Source organism: Streptomyces sp. NPDC097617 (assembly GCF_044761485.1).
In the GTDB taxonomy this organism is placed as follows: domain Bacteria; phylum Actinomycetota; class Actinomycetes; order Streptomycetales; family Streptomycetaceae; genus Streptomyces.
The window spans coordinates 127,736-143,744 of record NZ_JBIWCL010000011.1; the positions used below are offsets into that span (position 1 = coordinate 127,736).

Genomic DNA, 16,009 nt, shown 5'->3' on the forward strand with positions numbered 1-16,009 from the left:
CATGCCGGAACCCGGCGTCGACAACGCGAGCGCGGTGCGCCCCTCGGCCCGGCATGCCGCCTGGCACTGGGCAACACCCGAAGCCCAGGCCGTCCTCGCCACCCGCGACCTCGCGGCGATCCTCCGCTTCCACCGCCGCGTGCACGGCCACAGCCAGGCGGAGACCGGTGTCCTCATCGGCTACGACAAGACCTACGTCTCTGCGATCGAGCTCGGCAAGCGCCGGCTCACCGACGTGGCCGCCCTGCGGCACGTCGCCGACCGGCTCACCCTGCCCCCGCACGTCCTGGGCATCACGGACCCCGCGGACACCGACTTCCGGGCGCTCGTACAGTTCGGACAGTCCACCGTGCGCCTCGCCGAAATCGCTCGACAGGCCGGACACGCCTCCGAAGCCGTGGCCGAACTCTGGCCGCTGGTAGCCCGTCTCGAAGCCCGCGCCAGGGACGGCTACGTCGAACGGGAAGCTCTTCGCCTTCTGGCGGATGCCCGTCTCGGACTTGGCACCGCGCTGGGCAACGTCCTCCCCGAGGAACGGCTGTCCACCGCCGCACACTGGACTGCCAAGAGCCTCGACGTAGTGGACTTCTTCGACGAGCCCGAACTGACCACCACCGCGCTGCGGATGCACGGCAACGAACTCAGGAAGGCGGGTCTGCTCGGCGCTGCGGTCAACCGGCTGGTCCGAGCAGCGTCCCTCGCCCCCAACCCCTCCAGCCGCGCCGCCGTGCTCCCGCTTCTCGCCCGTGCCGCCGGCGCCATCGGCAACGCGGCGCTCTTCGACCGCGCAGTCCGAGAGGCGAAGGTTCTGCTCGATGAGGTCGACCACACCAGCCTCGTCAACCCGACGGCCCTGTACGAGATTGAACTCCGCGGCCTGATCGGCACGGGCCGCACCGGTGCCGCCATACGGCGGGCCGAGCATGCCGCGCCCGCCGCCACCACAAACGTGGCGCCCCAATGGCGCGTCATCGAGCTCATCACGACCGGGCGCGTCCGCCTCCTCGCAGGCGACGAACAGGGAGCGACCGAGCTGCTGGTCGGTGCGGTCCGGGAAGCCCAGTCCCAGCGGCTTCCCCATCAGCTCCAGCGGGTCGTGCGCGCGGCCGGCGAGTCGCTTCCCGCCGCCAGAGAAGCGGCTGGTCGGGCGCTGACCAGATTGCGCGGCGAGATGGCCGCATAGACAAGGAGCGATCAGCAGGCACGCGCTGCTCCGCCCATGAGCCCTCGTCCACTTCGCGTTCACGGGGCTCCCTCCTTCCTCGCGTTCACGGGTCTGACCTGTGGGCAACGCCGCAGGACGCTCCGGCGGGGCGTCGACGCCCTGCTCAGCGAGATCGATGTTGAGGGCGTGCGATGGTCTGGGGATCCGCTGTGGCGATATCGCTGTAGCGATATCGATCAACCCATAGCCTGTTCTCCCACAGGCCCTATTGCGTAGGGCTGACGGTGGGTGATGAGGTGGCGATGTTGAAGCGCGTCTGCAGCCAGTGCGGCGGGGCGGTGAGCCAGTACAACCCCGAGTCCCGGTGCGCCCCCTGTTCCCGGGTCGGTCGAGAGGCGGGTATCCCCGACCGCGCGTGGCGCGACGAATGTGTCTACCGAGCCCTCACAGCCTGGGACTTCGCAACAGTTCTCCGCCTGGTGCGGCATCGCTCCGGACGCTCCCAGAAGACGATCCAGGGGCTTACCGGCCTCGCCCAGAGCTTCATCTCCGACTTGGAAAACGACCGCAAGCAGGTCGAGGGAAGAGAAACGATCATCGCCCTCCTCACGGGCCTGGGGCTCCCCGCCGATCTTCGCCAGCTACTCCTGGCCCCCTTCGGGCAAGCTGCGGCCGACAGCCTTGCCGAGGCCGCCGACCCTGCGCTGCCGTGGACAGCGGCTCGTATGGTGACGGCACTGGATGCTGCCGCCGGAGGGGCAATGAACAGAATGAATCGCCGAAGCGTGATCGCTGCTCTCGGAGGGGCCGGACTCGCGCAATACGTACTCCATGCCGCCATCGCGCCCGCCGAAGCGATGGCCTCCACATCAACGGGCGGTGTCCGCGTTTCGCGCGATATCCTCACCTCGCTCCAGGGCACCACGGACGTGCTGCGGCAGGCCGATGCCAGCCACGGCAGCGGAACCCTTGCCCGCACCGCCAGCACCCACCTGAAGGTCCTTCTCGGGCTCATGAAGGACGGGACATTCGACGAAGACACCGGTCGACAGCTAGCCGCGGTGACGGCGGATACCGCTATCCAAACGGGCTGGTACCTCTTCGACAGCGGTGCTCACTCAGCCGCGCAGAACCTTCTCCTGGGCGCTCTGCGCGCCGCACACGCCTCCGGCGATACCCGACTTCGGGCGGGAGCCCTCTCCTTCCTGGCCATCCATGAGTACTCCGTCGGGGATCCTCGCAACGCCATTACCGCAGCACGGACCGCGCGCCAGATCATCGCGGACCAGGACGCTCCCGCGCTTCACAGTATGCTCCTGACCAGGCAAGCACGGGGTCACGCCCGGCTCCGAGAAGGCCGCCAGGCGGCCGCCGCCCTGGACGAAGCCGAGCAGCTGTGTGCACGCGGCCGCGGTGAGGATGACCCGCACTGGCTCTATTGGATTAACCGCGGCGAGATCCAAGGCCAAACCGGCAGCTGCTACCTCGATCTCGGACAGCCGGTGCAGGCCGCCGAAATCTTCGCCCAGGCCCGCAGTGCCCTCGGGTCCGATGAGCTCCGAACCCGAGCGCAATTCCTCTCGCGCTCTGCCACGGCCCTAATGCGCGCCGGCGACGCCGACGGAGGCTGCGCCGCCGGCCAAGAGGTTCTGTCCATGGTGTCCGGTGTCAAGTCCGCTCGACTGGACGAGAACCTGGCCACCATGCTTGCCGAGGCTCGCCGCTACAACAGCACAGCCCCAGCAAGGGAACTGCTGGAGCGAGGGCAGACCGTCATGCGGGAGCGCGCGGCATGATCCTGGTGCTGTGGGACATCGACCGCACGCTCATCTACACCGGCGACATCGACCGGCGGGTCTACCGTGAGGCTTTCACCGAGGTCGTCGGTCGGCCACCAACTGCCCTCCCCGCCCGCGGCACCGGTGTCACGATGCCCCTTGCCGTACGCGAGCTCCTCGCCGCGAACAACGTTCCGCCGGCTGACACGGAAGCGCTGGCCAAACAGGTCGTTGACCAGCTGCCCCAGCGGCTCCGGGCCTACCGCAGTCTGATCATCACGGATGGAATCGTTCTGCCAGGCGCCGCCGAGGCGCTGGCTGCCGTCCATGGCGACGCACGCTTTGTACCGACCGTCGTTACCGGCAATCTCCGAGGCAGCGCCGAAGCGAAACTTCACGCCCTCGGCCTGATCGACTATGTCGACGTCACCATCGGCGGGTACGCGTCCGACAACGTCCACCGTCCGTCCCTCGTTCGTATTGCCCAGGACCGTGCGCAGACGCTTCATGGAATCGCCTTCGACCGCAAGAACACAGTGATCATCGGAGACTCCCTGGAGGATGTACGGACTGGGCTCGAAGGCGGAGCCCGGGTGATCTCCATTGCCTCTGGCACCACCAGTGCCGACCAGCTACAGGAATCAGGAGCCGACTACGTGTTCCCTGACCTGTTGGACACGCATGGTCTCCTAGGTGCCCTGGTGACACTTGCTCGTGCGACGACGTAGTCGCGGAGAACGCACTTAACGCGCAGCTGGTGGCGTCCTACGCGCGCCACCCAGGATTGCAGCGCGGTCACTTCGCGAAGCCCTTGCGCCATTCGACGAGCAGAGCCTGGGTCGCGGCGCCGTAGGAACGGGCATGGTCCCAAACCTGGTACTGGTCTGTATGCAGCCGACGGGCTGTTTCCTCCTTGCCGGGACGGATCCGGATGCCTGCCGGCGCTTGGCGGCCTTCCAGCCCGACCAGCGTCGTGGTCTCGTACATGGCAGACGAGCGTAGGACCTGCCTGGCCAGGCTGCTTGTCCGGAGTTGTTCAGCCCGGGCGGTGACGGCCGCGACAGATGGAGCATCCGCCGGAAGCCCCAATCCGACTTCCGGCGAGCCTCGGGGGATGCTTCGCCAGACGGTGCCGGGCCGCCGAACCATGGCGACCCACCAGGCCGGGGCCCAAAGGCCAACGCGCCGTGGTTGCGGAAGGTGCGCCGGCGGGCACCGATCGGATGCAGCCCGCGCTAGTAGGCGGGTGGAGGCTCGGAGGTAGGCCACGTCGCAGGCGTGACTGTAGTCCCGAAGCACCGAGAACGCGTCTAGGGAGTCCTCGCGGGCCTGCGCGGTTCCTTCGACGGAGGCGAGCGCAACGCGTGCCGTGGCTGCCTCACCCCGTGCTGCTGCTGAGCACTCGCCCAGCCTCTGCAGCTGCTGGAGTGACCGCTCCCACATTTCCTCTGGAGTCCGCATCAATGTGTCCTTCTCGGCGAAGCTGGCCGCTTGTAATTGGATTCGCCGACGGCAGACAAAGAAATTGCCGAAAAGACTGGACCATTCGGTTACTGGATGTCAATCTACAACACCCCCCGAAGAGCCGGTGCAGATTTCTGGTTGCCCCCCGGCCTATCTCTGGCTTCTCTCTCACCTTTAGATCTACCTTGGGAGGATCGACTGTCTAGCATCGTCCATTTCGCATTCCGTTCGACCGCTCCAGCCCTATTTGTCGTCGGCGCCGGTTGTGCCGCGGATGGGAGTCTCCGCGGTGCCTACGAGGTCACCGCTCTATCGCTCTGTCTCACTGTGTGCGCGGCTGTGCTGTTCGTCGAGGGCGTCGTTCGGGAGGCGTACAGGCGAGACCGATCGGTCCTGGCCTACGTGGCGGCATACCCAAGCTCCACTCCCTATGGGTCTGCTCAGGTGCTCGGAGGCACGGTACGGCGCGCGACTCAGGACTTCGGCCGGCTCTCCCGCGATGACCTGCTGGTTGTAGTTGCTGTGGATGCGGACCCCGCTCGTTGCTCCTACCGGCTGGCGTTGCACGAGCGAGGCCAGAGGGCCTGAACGGCAGTGAGCTCGCTTCCTCATCTCTACATAGCAGACGATCCCCGGTCAGCCAAACCGGGGATTCTCCAGACCATTGAAGAAGCTCGCACCGACTGCTTGGCGGTGGGTGGTGCGAGCTTGCCACCCAACTTCTTTGCCGGAGGCCTGTTTCCTCCGCAAGGCCCCGGTGATCCCCGGGCTTAGGTCGAAGGAAATGCGATGTGCGACAGGTTGCTCTCTGTGCCCAGCGTTGCCCAGATTCTCGATGTCAGTCGGCGGTCCGTGTACCGCTACATAGCTCTGGGGGAGCTGTCTGTGGTCGATCTTCGGACCGGGACCGAAAGGTCGCGGGTTCGGATTCCGAGTGGTGATGTGCGCGAACTCGTCCGGCGACGGACCTCATCAAGTGCCTGAGCAGACCCCTGGCTCTGCCTCTCCCCTGGTCGGCCTGAGTAAGCGAATTGGCAAGAGAAGGGCATATGGCGTACGTACGTAAGTTGGCATCAGGGGCCTGGCAGGTCACTGTCAGGAATCGTGCGGGCGACCGCTTTAGTGAAACGTTCCCGCTGCAGTCCAAGGCCCGTGAGTGGGGTAGGACCGAGGAGGCCAAGCTCACCCGCCGCTCCAAGAGCAACCCTCATGCGGGCAAGACGAAGTTCGACGACTGGTACGAGCGGTGGTGGGACTCCCGCGTCGTCGAACCGCATACACGACGCGGGGACGCGTCGTGCATACGTACGCACGTTACGCCGTACTGGTCAGGGTGGGAGATCGGGGACATCGGCCGTATCGATGTCCAGTCCTGGGTCCGGAGGCTGATCCTGAACGACAAGGGTGCTTCGGCCATCCGGCGTGCCTACAACCTCATGTCCTCGCTCATGCGCGCGGCCGTCGACGAGGACCTCATCGCGGTCACGCCCTGCCGGAGCATTGGCCTGCCGGAGGAAGCGGTTAAGCCTCCTCAATGGTTCACGCTGAACCAAGCGCAGTCCATCCTCGATGAGCTGGATCAGCCATGGCAGACGATGGCGCTCCTGGGCTTGTACACCGGCCTGCGCTGGGGGGAGCTCGCCGGCCTGCACGGGCACCGCATCGACTGGCAGCGGCAAAGGCTGTTCGTAGTCGAGGTCAACACGAAGTCGGGCATCAAGGAATATCCGAAGAGCTCGAAGAGCCGTCGGGAGGTACCGATCCCCGACCACGTCATCGACGTTCTGGGGCGCCACATGCGTGGTCGTGACCGGAAGGCTGTCGTCTTCACCACGGTTACGAAGGGGCGGTCCGGGCGGCTGCTCGACGACGGTAACTGGAGGAAGTACACGTGGTGGCCCGCAGTGCACCAAGCTCGGTTCGCTGACGTCGACGGCACCCTACAGCCCGTGCCGCACTACCCTCCGCACTCCATGCGTCACACCTGTGCCTCCTGGCTGGTCCAGAAGGGCGTGTCCCTGTACGAGGTGCAGCACCTCCTCGGGCACGAGAGCTATCAGACGACGCAGCGGTATGCGCACCTTGCTCCCGACGCGCACCAGGCGGTCCTCGGAGCCTGGACTCGGCTGGAGTCTCAGCTGATCGTTCCCGGGTTCGCGGTCTCTGACTCGGCCCCCGCTGGAACAGAGCGTCAGTGACCGCGGGTCACCCCGGCAACGATAGCTTCATCGCACCACGGTTTTCTTCGGCGCTGGTGGCCGTACCCAAATCTGGGTATGGCCACCAGCGCCGGCTTCGTTTCCGCTATCGTTAGGAGTAGTTGGGCGACGAGCGAGTCCGGCGGATGCAGCAAAGGCGCTTGTGACGCACGCCTGATGCTCTCCGAAATTTGTGACGCTCGTTTGACGCACGGCAGGCTTTGAGAGCTTCTGATATGGCTCTGACCTGCATGTTTCCCCCGTGCCCCTGGTCTCTACCTCTTCCCGATGACCCACCACGTGGAGTGCGTCGCGATCCTTGAACCGATCGCGAAGAGCTCCTGACCTGCAGGTTTGTCGATGTGCATTATGTGCTCGTTGTGGGCGTAACGGGCGATATCTTGACGCCGGTTTGACGCTCGTGACGCTCGTGACGCTCATTTGACGCTCGCCGGGAGCGTTTCTTGATGGGGTGTCAGTCTTGGCTGATGGGGCGTCAGTGGTGGGGAGGCCGTCTTCTGGGTCAGGCTGTGTGCCCGGTCGGGGAGGCGGCTTCCTGCATGCCGCGGTGCCGGATGCAGGCCTGCCGGTGCGGTGCGCGAGGTCTCGTGTCGATCACGCTCTGTAGCGAACCTGGGGCGCCGCTGCAAGGGCGGCCAGAATGCGGCTTGAAGGACCGCCGCCCTGGCTGGTGATGTCGCACGGCGGCCTCGGCCAGCCGGGCCCGCTCGACCGCGGCGCCTACGCGCGCGGCGAAGGTGGAAAGGACCCGGACTGCTGCCGTGTGTCGTGACCGGTGAGGTGACGCCTGAGCTCCTCGACCGGCTGTCGACTGAGCGGGACCTTATCGAGACCCGGATCGGCACCTTGTGAACACCCGGGACAGGCTGGACGGCATCATCGCCGCAGCTGCGGCCACCCCGCAGAGTGGCCGCCCCTGCTCCTGGCGGGTGCGTTCGAACGGTGGCGGGGCGACCCTGGCCGGCCGGGGCGTGTCCGGATGAGCCCTCAAGAGGCTTGTCCGGACATGCGGTTGTGGATGTGCCGGCCGTGGTCCGGGCTGGTCAGGCGGTGCCGAGCGCGGTGCGCAGGGTGGCGACCGCCTGGCTGATGGCGGCCTGGGCGGCGTGGGTCCCGCGAAGGGCGTCGAGCATGACGAAGTCGTGGATGACGCCCTGGTAGCGGACTGCGGTGACCGGCACTCCGGCTGCGCGCAGCTTGTTGGCGTAGGCCTCGCCCTCGTCGCGCAGGACGTCGGCCTCGGCGGTGATCACCAGGGCGGGCGGCAGGCCGGTGAGCTGCTCGGTGGTGGCGCGCAGCGGGGAGGCGGTGATCTGGGCCCGCTCCCGCTCGTCGGTCGTGTACTGGTCCCAGAACCACTGCATGCCGTCGCGGCGCAGGAAGTAGCCTTCGGCGAACTGGTGGTAGGAGCCGGTGTCGAAGGCGGCGTCGGTGACCGGGTAGAAGAGGACCTGCTGGCGCAGGTCCAGCCCGCCGCGCTCCTTGGCCATGAGTGTCAGCGCGATGCTCATGTTGCCGCCGACCGAGTCGCCGGCCACGGCGATCCGGGTCGGGTCGAGGTCCTTGGGGGCGCCGTTGGTGACGATCCAGCGGGCGACGGTCCAGTTCTGTTCGATCGCGACGGGGTAGCGGTGTTCGGGCGACAGGTCGTACTCGGGGAAGACGACGGCCGCGCCGGTGCCGACGGCGAGTTCGCGGACGAGGCGGTCGTGGGTGTGGGCGTTGCCGAACACCCAGCCGGCGCCGTGGATGTAGACGATCACCGGCAGCGGGCCGGACGCCCCCGCCGGGCGGACGATCCGCGCCTTGACCTCGCCGGTGGGGCCGCCGGGAACGGTCACCCACTCCTCGTCCACGTCGGGCTTGGCGATCTGGCCGGACTGGGCGTCGTCCACGGCCTTGCGGCCCTCGGCCGGCGCGAGCTGGAACAGGAACGGGGGCTTCGCGGTGGCCTCCGCGAAGCCGGTCGCGGCGGGTTCCAGGACCGGACGTGCACCGTTCTCAGTCATGTCGGGTTCTCCAGAGCGTAGGGCGCCGAGGACGGACGGTCCTCAGGTTGCCGTGCCCGCCGTCCGGCAGGCATGAGCAGAAAGATAGCGCTCGATTTAGTTGCGCACAACTAAATCGAGCTCGATATGGTCGTGCGCGCTTTGAGCGCTAGGATCAGTGCGCGGGGGACAGGCGGCGGTAGTAGCGGCAGGATCGGACGGGTAGGGCACATGGAGAACGAGGCGACCGAGGACCCGGAGCACCGTTCGCTCAGGCTGGAGGACCAGCTCTGTTTTGCCCTCTACGCCGCCTCGCGTGCGGTCACGGTGCGCTACCGACCCCTGCTGGACGCACTCGGACTGACCTACCCGCAGTATTTGGTGATGCTCGCCCTCTGGGAACGGGACTCCCTCTCCGTGCGGGACCTGTGCACCGCGCTCCAGCTGGAGTCCAGCACGCTCTCTCCCCTGCTGAAGCGCCTTGAAGCCCACGGCCTGGTCCTGCGCGAGCGGCGCGCGGACGACGAGCGCTCGGTCGCCGTCCGCCTCACCGAGGCGGGTGCGGACCTTCGGGACAAGGCCGACGCCGTGCCGCTCGGCATCGGGGACGCCATGAACCTGACTCCTGAGCAGGAGGCCACGGCCAAACACCTGCTCGGTCTGATCACGGCGAACGTCACCCGCAGGTGAGCGCCGCCCCGGGCCACCCGGCCGGAGGCGTCGTCGGCCTGCTGGCCTGGATGACCTCGGTACAGGTTCGTGAGGGAGGAGACGCGGCCAGTCCCGGACTCCTCCAGGGCGCGGGCCCGCTCCTGCTCGAAGGCCGGTGCTCGGAAGTTGGCGCGGCGGTCGGCGCGCAGCTTGGTCATGATGGCCGAGCGCTGTAGTCGGCCACCATGCCTGGTGGTTGTCAGTGCGCGGGGCCGGCGGCTTCCCTTGTGGAAGGGTCGGCGGTGCGCGCGGCGTTGGCGTAGCGGACGGCGAGGTCGGCGAATGCGGTGGCCAGTTGCGGCGGGCCGATGACTTCGATGTCGGTGTCGAAGCGGCCGATCGTGGCGGCAAGGCCGGTCCATGACCAGGAGCCGAGGGTGAGGCGGCAGCGGTCGGGGCCGAGTTCTTCGACGAGTCCGTCTCCGGTGAAGGGGGCGACTTCGACGGCCGGGAGGTCGAGGACGACTTCGCCTTGGCAGGGCCAGTCGGTGGTGGTGCCGTCGTTTCCGCGGAAGCGGCTGGTGAGGAAGGCGGAGACGCTGCCTCCGGGCAGGGCGCGGGGGGTGAACCGGGGGCCGGTCGGTGTGCGGGGGAGGATGCGGTCGACGCGGAAGGTGCGCCAGTCCTCGCGGTCGAGGTCCCAGGCAACCAGGTACCAGCGGCCCTGCCAGGTGACGAGGTGGTGCGGTTGTACCCGGCGGGTCACTTCGGCTGACGTTCCTCGGTCCGGGGCGTGGTCGAAGCGGAGTTCCTCGTGGGCGTGGATGGCTCTGCTCAGGTCCATGACGACCTGAGCGTCGATCCGGGCCGCGTCGCGGCTTTCGGCTGGCTGGACGGCTGTGATGCGCAGCAGGTCCATGCGGTGGCGCAGGCGCGGTGGCATGACCTGGCGGATGGTGGACAGGGCGCGTGCGGCGTCCTCGGCGACCGTCGTGCCGGTGGCTGCGGTCTGTAGGGCGACGGCCAGGGCGACGGCCTGGCCATCGTCGAACAGCAGCGGAGGCATCTGCGTGCCGGCGTCGAGGCGGTAACCCCCGGCGGGCCCTTTGAAGGCCGTGACTGGGTAGCCGAGTTCGCGCAGGCGGTCGATGTCGCGGCGGACCGTGCGCGAGGTGATGTCGAGCCGTTCGGCCAGTTCCTCACCGGACCAGTCGCGGTGCGTCTGGAGCAGCGAGAGCAGCGCGAGCAGTCGCGAGGACGTCTTCTGCATGTCTCCCATGATGGGCGCAGTAGAGGACACTCCCTGTCCGCTACCCGTGGAATGTTTGTTTCCGAGCCACCGAGGAGGGATTTCGCCTCAGGCGCGATCGCCGAGCCGTGTGTTCGGCCGGTGCAGCGGGGCTCATCCGTCGAATCGAAGGCAAAGGAGCAGGCCATGTCTGTCACGACCACCACCCACCTGAACTTCCGGGGCGCCGCGCGTGAGGCGCTGGACTTCTACCAGTCCGTATTCGGCGGACGCGCCGTCGCCGTCACGTACAAGGACGTCGGCAACGTGCAGAACGAGAACGAGGGGGACTGGCTGATGTGGGGCGAGGTGGTGGCGGACAACGGCTTCCACGTCATGGCCTACGACGTGCCGTCCCAGCTGCCCTGGAATCAGGGCGACAACCCGTTCTTCGTCTCTGTCCGTGGTGATGAGACCGGCGAGATCAGCGCCCTGTGGCACAAGCTCGCCGAGGGCGCGACGGTCGTCCGGCCGCTGGAGCCCGCGCAGTGGGCGCCGCTGTACGGCATGCTCACCGACCGGTTCGGCGTGACCTGGGTCCTGGACGTCACCGCCCCGTACAACGGCTGATCCAGCCGACTGCCACCGGACGCCGTCCGGGCCGCCGCAACCACGCGGCGGCCCGGACGGCACGCAGTCAACCCGTAGCGAAGGCGAAAGGAAAGCGGCATGCCCCTCACGTCCCCGGGCCTGATCCGACGCCCGCCCCACGAACCCGCCGCGGCCTGAGCGCCCCGTGACCGTCCTCGACGCACGCGCTCTCAACCGCGCGACCCTCGCCCGCCAGCACCTGCTGGAGCGCACGGACACACCGGCGCGTGACGCGGTGACACACCTGTGCGGCCTGCAGGCACAACAACCCCAGGAACCGTTCGTCGGCCTGTGGTCCCGGCTGCAGGCCTTCCGGCCTGCGGAACTCGATGACGCGCTGACCGGCCGAACGGTGGTCCGCACCCACCTGATGCGCCGCACCGTCCACCTCGTCGCCGCCGACGACGCACTGGCCTGGCGGGCCCGCCACGACGCCATGCTGCGCCAGCGGGTACTGGCCACCTACCGGCGCGAACTCACGGGCATCGACCCGGACGAGGTCGCCGCCGCCGGCCGCGCGGTCATGGCCGACCACCAGCCCCGCACCATGGCCGAACTCGTCCAATCCCTCCAAGACCGCTGGCCCGGCCCGCCACGCCGTGTCCTGGGCGAACTCCTTGTCGCAGCCCTGATCCCCATGGCCCAGCTCCCGCCGCGCGGCCTGTGGCACAAGACAGCCGGCGTACGCAACCTGCCCCTGGCCATCTGGCTCGGACGGGACATCGACCCACTCCACGCCGATGGCAGCGATCAGGTCGGGCAACAGCTGGTCCGCCGCTACCTCGCCGCCTACGGGCCGGCGGCCACCGCGGACCTCCGCGCCTGGTGCGGTCTCGCCGGACTCCCCTCGGCAGTCAAGGCCGTCCGAGAAGAACTCGTCACCTTCCGCGACGCACGGGGCCGGGAACTACTCGACCTGCCCGACGCACCCCGCCCGCACCCGGACACGCCCGCCCCCGTGCGGTTCCTGCCGGCCTTCGACAACGCGATCCTCGGCTACCACGACCGCAGCCGCCTCATCGACGACGCCCACCTCGGCCTGTCCGTCGCAGGCCACCGCGCCGTCCTCGTCGACGGACGTGTCGCCGCCACCTGGACGGTCCGCGACCAACGGCTCGACGTCACCCCACTGCGCCCCCTCGACACCTCGCAACGGGAAGCCGTCCACGCCGAAGCCCAGGATCTGGCCACCTTCCTGGACCAAGGCGTGGACGACATCCGGATCACAGCCAGCGGCACCGAGAACTGAACGCACACGCGATGACGCTGTCGCACGCTTGGGCACACGAGAGCTGACCCGCCAGGAGTCCTGGCGGGAGCCGACGAGCCCGGGGTGATCTCACGGGGCTTTGATGCGGTCGCGGCTCTGTCGGGCTCGCCCGGTCCGAGGCCTTCTCCTCCGCCTTGACCTCAGCCGGGCTGAGGTGGTCCGTGGCACTCTCGAGGAACTCGACATCCTGCGGGGCGCGGCTGCCGCATCGGACGGCGCGATCCACCTCGCGTTCCAGCACGACATCGATTTCTCGGGGGACTTTCAGGGCGTTTGCGTAGCGGATCGCCGCAGTGTCCAGGTGATCGGCGAGGCTCTTGCGGGTTCGGGCCAGCCGTTCGCCGTCTCCGGGGCGCCCGCGGAACTTGGATGCGTGGCGTCCGAGGGAGACAGGCACGGCCTTGGCCCGGCTACGTCGGCCTCGGCCGTCGGCCCGCAAGCCCGGCTGCCACCGCCGAGTGGTGCTCTCCCCGGCCTGCCTCGGTGTCCGCTCCTCCGCCGGCGGCTCCCCGGGCCGTTCGCGGCGCCGGAGGCAGCGGCTTCATCGCGGCTCTGGTCCGCACGGCCCGCGACGAGGGCGTCTGTGGCTACTTCGGCGAAGGAACCAACCGCTGGCCCGCGGTGCACGGCGGTTTCCCCGCGCCGAGGCGGGGCGTAGGTACCCGAACGGGCACGCCCAGTCATGCCCGTTCGGGAGAACCGGAGGTGAAATCGCTTATCCGATGGCCTGGTTCTGTCGAAGTGCCGGGTGGGCCGCCTCCGTGCTGCAGTCGCCGGCGAAGAACTGGGCCATGGATGACAGGGTGACCTCTACGCTGTCCGCCATGTAGCGGCGCAGGTCGTCCAGGTCGGCGCGGGTGGTGCCCAGGACCGGGTCGAGGCGCAGGAGTTGCCAGGACTGCTCGACGATCGTGCCGCGACCTTGGGGATGGAAGGTCCAGTCCCACTGCACGATGCCGTTCTCGACGCCGCCGACTATGAAACCGAATGCGGCCGCGGGTTCGGCCCGTACGACTTGGGAGCGGGTGGTCCACTCCCGTCCGTCTTTGCGGTTGTGGCCGCTGAACCAGGCCCCGATCCGGGGGCCTGCGTCTTGGTCGTAGGCGGCGTCGGTCGCGTTGGGGCTCCAGCGGCTGATCGCGGACACGTCGCCGACCAATTGGTAGACGCGAGCCGGTGGGGCGTCGACCCAGGCGCTTCTGGTGAACGCGTAGCCGGCCGGGTCCAGGGATTCGAGGGTTGCAAGGGGGTCGGGTCGGGCGGCGGTGGTGCTCACGGGGGTGCTCCTCGGTAGGCGGGGTGATCGGCTGTGTCCACTTCAGCGGCGGTGCGGCTCGGGAACCAGACCCGCTCGTGACTATTCACAGCTGGGGCAGGCTGGGTGTCCGCGGGACGTTGATACTCGGAGCCATGAACGGGAAATCGCAGCTCGGGGAGTTTCTGCGGACGCGGCGGTCCCAGCTGCGTCCCGAGGATGCCGCAGTGCCCACCTACAACGAGCGCCGGCGCGTGTCCGGGCTCCGGCGCGAGGAGCTGGCGCTGCTGGCGGGTGTGAGTGCGTCCTACTACACGCGGCTGGAGCAGGGCCAGTCGCAGAGCGCCTCACCGGAGGTGCTGGACGCGATCGCCGGGGCGCTGCGGCTGGATGACTCCGAGCGGCGGCATCTGCACGACCTGGCACGGGCGGACCGGCACCGGCCGCGGGCCCGGCGGCCCGCGCCGGAGCGTGTGAGTGAGGCGGCACGGCAGTTGCTGGACGTCCTCTCGGACGTACCCGCGGTCGTTCTCGGCCTGCGCAGTGACGTGCTGGCGTGGAACCGGCTGGGACACGCCCTGTTCGCGGGGCATCTGGACCCCGGGGGCCCGGAGATCGCGGGGCGCCGTCCCAATATGGCCCGCCTGGTGTTCCTCGACGGTCATACCCGCGAGCTGTACGCGGACTGGCCGAGCAAGGCCATGGCAGTGGTGGGGAACCTGCGGCTGGTGGCGGGCCGCCATCCGCGGGACGCGGCACTGCACGCGCTGGTGGGTGAACTGAGTTCGACGAGCCAGGAGTTCGCCACGATGTGGGCGGACCACCGGGTCAGGGCGTGCACTGTGGCCGCCTATACGATGCGCCACCCGCTGGTCGGAGCGGTGAACGTCATCCAGCAGACCCTGAGCCACGGACCGGGCCCCAGCATCGTCGTGGCCACCACGGAGGCGGGCTCCCCTTCGCGTGCGGCGCTGGCCTTGCTGGGGCAGGCCACCGCCCTTGGCACCGCGCAGGCCGGGCCGGGGCACGAAGCCGCCCCGGCCGCCCGGACCGCTCCGCGAGTCCCGGTGGATCCGGCAGGTCCTACCCGATCGGGGCCTCCTGCCGCCGGCTGATCCGCCTACCACTGTTACCGGGCGCTGTCTCTGCTCGTACCCGGCTCACCCCTGCCCGGACGGCGGCCGTCGGCCGCCGCCAGTGGCCTGGCGGCTTCTTGCCGGCCCGGCCCACAACACACCTCCCGCATGCGTCGGCGCGTGGCTGCCGCATGCCCGAAAACGACTGAAGGAACCATGACCAAGAAACTCTCCCCTCTCGCCGCCACGGTGGCCGCCCTGACCGCCGCGGCGGTTGTCGCGCTCGGACCCGCCCAGGCATCGGCCGCCTCGACGCCCCTGAGCGACGCCCGGATCACCGAGCACTTCGACCTGGCCAAGGGCCGGACACCGGAGAACATCGCCCTGGCCCCGGACGGCGACGCGTACGTCACCTTCGCGGCCGGCCGCCAGGTCGCCAGGATCTCCGCCCACGGCGGCACCCGGATCCTGGCCACCCTGCCCGAGCCCGCCGACGGCGGCATCCACACCCCGGTCCTGGGCTTCGCCCTGACCACCGGCATCGTCCGCGCCCACGACGGCACCCTCTACTTCCTGTATGCCACGGGAACCCCCGACCTGACCGGCCTGTGGCGCCTGCGCCCGGGCGGCCGGCCGCAGCGGATCGCCGCGCTTCCCGCGAACGGCCTGCCCAACGGCCTGGCGCTGGACGCACGCACCCGCACCCTCTACATCACCGACTCCGTCCTCGGCACCATCTGGCGCGTCCCCACCCGGGGCGGCACCCCCGCAGCCTGGTCCACCGCGCCCGAACTGGCCTCCACCGGCTTCCTCGGCGCCAACGGCCTAAAGATCCGCGACGGCGAGATCTGGGCCACCAACCTCGACCAGGGCACCGTCCTGCGCATCCCGGTCCTGCGGGACGGGCGGGCCGGCCGGGTCCGTACCGAGGCGAGCGGGCTCGAGGGGATCGACGACTTCGCCTTCACAGGCCGCGGCGACCAGCTCCTCGCCACCCTCAACGGCTCCAGCCAGGTCGCACTGGTGCGGCCCGGCGCCGAACACAAGATCGTGCTGAGCCCGGCCGACGGCCTGCAGAACCCCACGTCCATCGCCCTGCGCGGCGACACCGTCTACGTGCTGAGCGCCGCGTACGTGACCGCCAAGGACCCCAACCTGCTCGTCGCCCGTCTGAGCAAGTAGAGGAGAAAGACCATGCAGGACGCACACGAGATCGCCCTCGGCGCTGTCACCGTCACCCGCGTCGAGGAGATGCACGGTCCGA

The 16,009-nt window shown here is 68.8% G+C and carries 14 protein-coding genes; 10 read left to right on the top strand and 4 right to left on the bottom strand.

Annotated features, from left to right (window positions below; genetic code table 11):
* The first annotated feature begins 1 nt into the window (after position 1).
* The 3 genes from ACIQZO_RS19770 to ACIQZO_RS19780 all read left to right on the top strand — a co-directional run bounded on the left by ACIQZO_RS19770 (position 2) and on the right by ACIQZO_RS19780 (position 3,671).
* A complete protein-coding gene (locus ACIQZO_RS19770) occupies positions 2-1,183 on the top strand; it encodes a helix-turn-helix domain-containing protein (protein ID WP_403627684.1) in 1,182 nt (393 codons plus the stop codon).
* Between the two features lie 284 nt (positions 1,184-1,467).
* On the top strand, positions 1,468-2,961 hold the full coding sequence (locus tag ACIQZO_RS19775; protein WP_403627686.1) for a helix-turn-helix domain-containing protein: 1,494 nt from the start codon (positions 1,468-1,470) through the stop codon (positions 2,959-2,961).
* Positions 2,958-3,671, top strand: coding sequence for an HAD family hydrolase (locus ACIQZO_RS19780; protein ID WP_403627687.1), 714 nt, complete (start codon positions 2,958-2,960; stop codon positions 3,669-3,671). The genes ACIQZO_RS19775 and ACIQZO_RS19780 overlap by 4 nt, the downstream gene beginning before the upstream one ends.
* Before the next feature lie 67 nt (positions 3,672-3,738).
* Here the strand turns inward: ACIQZO_RS19780 and ACIQZO_RS19785 are convergent, their stop codons facing one another.
* Positions 3,739-3,930 (bottom strand): hypothetical protein, encoded by a 192-nt coding sequence (locus ACIQZO_RS19785; RefSeq protein WP_403627689.1) that lies wholly within the window; start codon positions 3,928-3,930, stop codon positions 3,739-3,741.
* 1,266 nt (positions 3,931-5,196) lie between these two features.
* Between ACIQZO_RS19785 and ACIQZO_RS19790 the strand changes: the two genes are divergently transcribed.
* Both ACIQZO_RS19790 and ACIQZO_RS19795 read left to right on the top strand, forming a co-directional pair.
* Complete coding sequence (locus tag ACIQZO_RS19790; RefSeq protein WP_403627691.1) at positions 5,197-5,391, top strand: helix-turn-helix domain-containing protein; 195 nt, start codon at positions 5,197-5,199, stop codon at positions 5,389-5,391.
* A 65-nt stretch (positions 5,392-5,456) separates the two neighbouring features.
* Complete coding sequence (locus ACIQZO_RS19795) at positions 5,457-6,605, top strand: tyrosine-type recombinase/integrase (protein ID WP_403627693.1); 1,149 nt, start codon at positions 5,457-5,459, stop codon at positions 6,603-6,605.
* Positions 6,606-7,669: 1,064 nt separating this feature from the next.
* On the opposite strand, the gene ACIQZO_RS19800 is transcribed toward ACIQZO_RS19795, so the two are convergent.
* Entirely contained in the window at positions 7,670-8,635 is a 966-nt protein-coding gene (locus tag ACIQZO_RS19800; protein WP_403627695.1) for an alpha/beta hydrolase, read from the bottom strand.
* A gap of 210 nt (positions 8,636-8,845) precedes the next feature.
* Here ACIQZO_RS19800 and ACIQZO_RS19805 point away from each other — a divergent pair, with 210 nt between their 5' ends.
* Positions 8,846-9,304, top strand: a complete 459-nt coding sequence (locus ACIQZO_RS19805; protein WP_403627697.1) for a MarR family winged helix-turn-helix transcriptional regulator — start codon at positions 8,846-8,848, stop codon at positions 9,302-9,304.
* Between the two features lie 220 nt (positions 9,305-9,524).
* Here ACIQZO_RS19805 and ACIQZO_RS19810 read toward each other — a convergent pair whose 3' ends face one another.
* Entirely contained in the window at positions 9,525-10,535 is a 1,011-nt protein-coding gene (locus ACIQZO_RS19810; RefSeq protein ID WP_403627699.1) for a helix-turn-helix transcriptional regulator, read from the bottom strand.
* Between the two features lie 165 nt (positions 10,536-10,700).
* On the opposite strand from ACIQZO_RS19810, the gene ACIQZO_RS19815 reads away from it, so the two are divergent.
* Together ACIQZO_RS19815 and ACIQZO_RS19820 are read left to right on the top strand one after the other, a co-directional pair.
* On the top strand, positions 10,701-11,123 hold the full coding sequence (locus ACIQZO_RS19815; protein WP_403627700.1) for a VOC family protein: 423 nt from the start codon (positions 10,701-10,703) through the stop codon (positions 11,121-11,123).
* Positions 11,124-11,289: 166 nt separating this feature from the next.
* Positions 11,290-12,393: a winged helix DNA-binding domain-containing protein gene (locus ACIQZO_RS19820; protein ID WP_403627702.1), complete on the top strand. Its 1,104-nt coding sequence runs from the start codon at positions 11,290-11,292 to the stop codon at positions 12,391-12,393.
* 736 nt (positions 12,394-13,129) lie between these two features.
* Here the strand turns inward: ACIQZO_RS19820 and ACIQZO_RS19825 are convergent.
* The gene (locus tag ACIQZO_RS19825; RefSeq protein WP_403627704.1) at positions 13,130-13,690 is read right to left on the bottom strand and encodes an SRPBCC family protein; all 561 of its coding nucleotides are present in this window, start codon (positions 13,688-13,690) and stop codon (positions 13,130-13,132) included.
* Between the two features lie 134 nt (positions 13,691-13,824).
* On the opposite strand from ACIQZO_RS19825, the gene ACIQZO_RS19830 reads away from it, so the two are divergent.
* Both ACIQZO_RS19830 and ACIQZO_RS19835 read left to right on the top strand, forming a co-directional pair.
* Positions 13,825-14,784: a helix-turn-helix domain-containing protein gene (locus tag ACIQZO_RS19830; protein ID WP_403627706.1), complete on the top strand. Its 960-nt coding sequence runs from the start codon at positions 13,825-13,827 to the stop codon at positions 14,782-14,784.
* Positions 14,785-14,961: 177 nt separating this feature from the next.
* Positions 14,962-15,927, top strand: coding sequence for an SMP-30/gluconolactonase/LRE family protein (locus ACIQZO_RS19835; protein WP_403627707.1), 966 nt, complete (start codon positions 14,962-14,964; stop codon positions 15,925-15,927).
* The last annotated feature ends 82 nt before the right edge of the window (positions 15,928-16,009 follow it).

Bases quoted from the DNA above. Each gene is read 5' to 3' on its own strand.
- ACIQZO_RS19770 (WP_403627684.1), top strand. From the start codon at position 2: ATGCCGGAACCCGGCGTCGACAACGCGAGCGCGGTGCGCCCCTCGGCC.
- ACIQZO_RS19775 (WP_403627686.1), top strand. From the start codon at position 1,468: ATGTTGAAGCGCGTCTGCAGCCAGTGCGGCGGGGCGGTGAGCCAGTAC.
- ACIQZO_RS19780 (WP_403627687.1), top strand. From the start codon at position 2,958: ATGATCCTGGTGCTGTGGGACATCGACCGCACGCTCATCTACACCGGC.
- ACIQZO_RS19785 (WP_403627689.1), bottom strand. From the start codon at position 3,930: ATGTACGAGACCACGACGCTGGTCGGGCTGGAAGGCCGCCAAGCGCCG.
- ACIQZO_RS19790 (WP_403627691.1), top strand. From the start codon at position 5,197: ATGTGCGACAGGTTGCTCTCTGTGCCCAGCGTTGCCCAGATTCTCGAT.
- ACIQZO_RS19795 (WP_403627693.1), top strand. From the start codon at position 5,457: ATGGCGTACGTACGTAAGTTGGCATCAGGGGCCTGGCAGGTCACTGTC.
- ACIQZO_RS19800 (WP_403627695.1), bottom strand. From the start codon at position 8,635: ATGACTGAGAACGGTGCACGTCCGGTCCTGGAACCCGCCGCGACCGGC.
- ACIQZO_RS19805 (WP_403627697.1), top strand. From the start codon at position 8,846: ATGGAGAACGAGGCGACCGAGGACCCGGAGCACCGTTCGCTCAGGCTG.
- ACIQZO_RS19810 (WP_403627699.1), bottom strand. From the start codon at position 10,535: ATGCAGAAGACGTCCTCGCGACTGCTCGCGCTGCTCTCGCTGCTCCAG.
- ACIQZO_RS19815 (WP_403627700.1), top strand. From the start codon at position 10,701: ATGTCTGTCACGACCACCACCCACCTGAACTTCCGGGGCGCCGCGCGT.
- ACIQZO_RS19830 (WP_403627706.1), top strand. From the start codon at position 13,825: ATGAACGGGAAATCGCAGCTCGGGGAGTTTCTGCGGACGCGGCGGTCC.
- ACIQZO_RS19835 (WP_403627707.1), top strand. From the start codon at position 14,962: ATGACCAAGAAACTCTCCCCTCTCGCCGCCACGGTGGCCGCCCTGACC.